Annotated in this window: 1 pseudogene; it reads left to right on the forward strand. The window is 59.5% G+C overall.

The features are described 5' to 3' along the window. Positions 1–164 precede the first annotated feature (164 nt). Positions 165–1,680: pseudogene (locus AC1ECN_RS38540) on the forward strand (IS66 family transposase). Positions 1,681–1,727: the final 47 nt, after the last annotated feature.

The following is a 1,727-nucleotide window of genomic DNA, read 5'->3' on the forward strand; positions in this document are numbered from 1 at the left end:
GTACGTGGGGCAAAATCCATGGCGGCGTTTTGGTGGTACGTGGGGCAAAATCCATGGCGGCGTTTTGGTGAGCGGTCATAGAAGTGTGCATAACCGCGCGCTTTGAGAAGTGATTGCTAGTCTGGGGATTCTCAAGCCGGGGCAAATCATGATTCGATTCTGCCATGAAGAAACGGCTCCCCTCCCCCGAGCATGCCGACACGCTTTCACTGAATGCGTTGCGCGGATTGGTGACGGGTCTTCTGGAACGGTCGCAGCAGGCAGAAGCCCGGCTTGCGAAGCTTGAGGCCGACAACATCCAGCTGCGGGAGGAAAACGCCGCCCTTCGGCTGGAGAATMCCCGCCTGAAACTCGAGARCCAGCTGTTGCGCGACGAGATCGCCCGGCTGAAAAATCTGCCGCCGCGCCCGCCGTTTCGCGCCTCCGGCATGGAGAGGGCAACGGAGGCCTCTCCAGCAAACCATGTGGCCGGCAGGAAAAAGCCGCGGGGTCCGAAGCTGGATGTGGATCGGGTCAGCCGGCAGGAGATCCTRCGCATCGATGCTCCGTCCGGCTCGCGCTTCAAGGGATATAGAAGCGTCTACGTCCGAGACCTGGTGCTCAAGGCGGAACTCGTGCACTACCGCCGTGAATGCTGGGTGACACCGGATGGAAAGACGGTTCTCGCTCCCTTGCCGGCCGGGATCATAGGTGGCTATGGCGCCAACCTCCGGCGGCTTTGCCTGATGCTGCACGCACAAGGACAGGTGACGACGCAGCGGTTGACGACATTGCTGAACGATGTCGGGATCGCCATCTCCAAGCGTCAGATAGTGCGGCTTCTCACCAGGCAGCTGRAGGGCTTCGTCGCCGAGGATGCCGCACTGCTGCATGCCGGTCTCGTGGCGTCGCCTTATGTGACGGTTGACGAYACCGGCGCGCGGCATTCCCATAATAACTATTACACCACACAGATCGGCGGTGCGGATTTTACCGTCTTTCGCACCACGAAATCGAAGTCACGCCTGAACTTTCTGTCCCTGCTGCGCGGCGGCTATCAGGATTATGTGCTGGGTGACGCCGCATTCGATTATCTGAAAGAACGTCGCGGCAATCCGCGGCCTGATGGCAAATACGGTGATCGTGTCCGACGATGCCGGACAGTTCCGTGTCGGCAATCATGCACTGTGTTGGGTCCATACTGAGCGCCTTCTGCAAAAGCTGATGCCGACCACTGCAAAGGAGGAGCGGCTGGTCACGATSGTCCGAGATCTCGTCTGGCGTTTCTATAAAGCGCTGAAMGCCTACCAGCAGTGCCCTTCCCCCCAGTCCGCTCCCGCATTCCGACGACGGTTCGATAGGATCTTCACACTACGTACGGGTTATGAAGCACTCGACACGCTTCTCGAGCGACTGCATCGCAGGAAGAACGAGCTGCTAAAGGTGCTCGAGTATCCCGGCATCCCGCTCCACACCAAYGCCTCCGAAAATGCCTTACGGACGTTTGTCACGAAGCGGAAGATCTCYGGTGGCACAATGAGCCAGGATGGCCGTGTTGCGCGCGATGTCATGCTCGGCCTGATGAAGACCTGCCAAAAGCTCGGCCTTTCCTTCTACCATTATCTCGGTGACCGGCTTGGGATCGGCAGTGAAGATCACCCCATCCCGTCTCTCCCGGCCACCATCCTTGCCCGGGCTTAAACGCTGGAGCCACCAACGGTCATCAGCGCTCGACGCTTCTGCCTGCC

This window comes from Rhizobium sp. 01N447_2, from assembly GCF_056399245.1.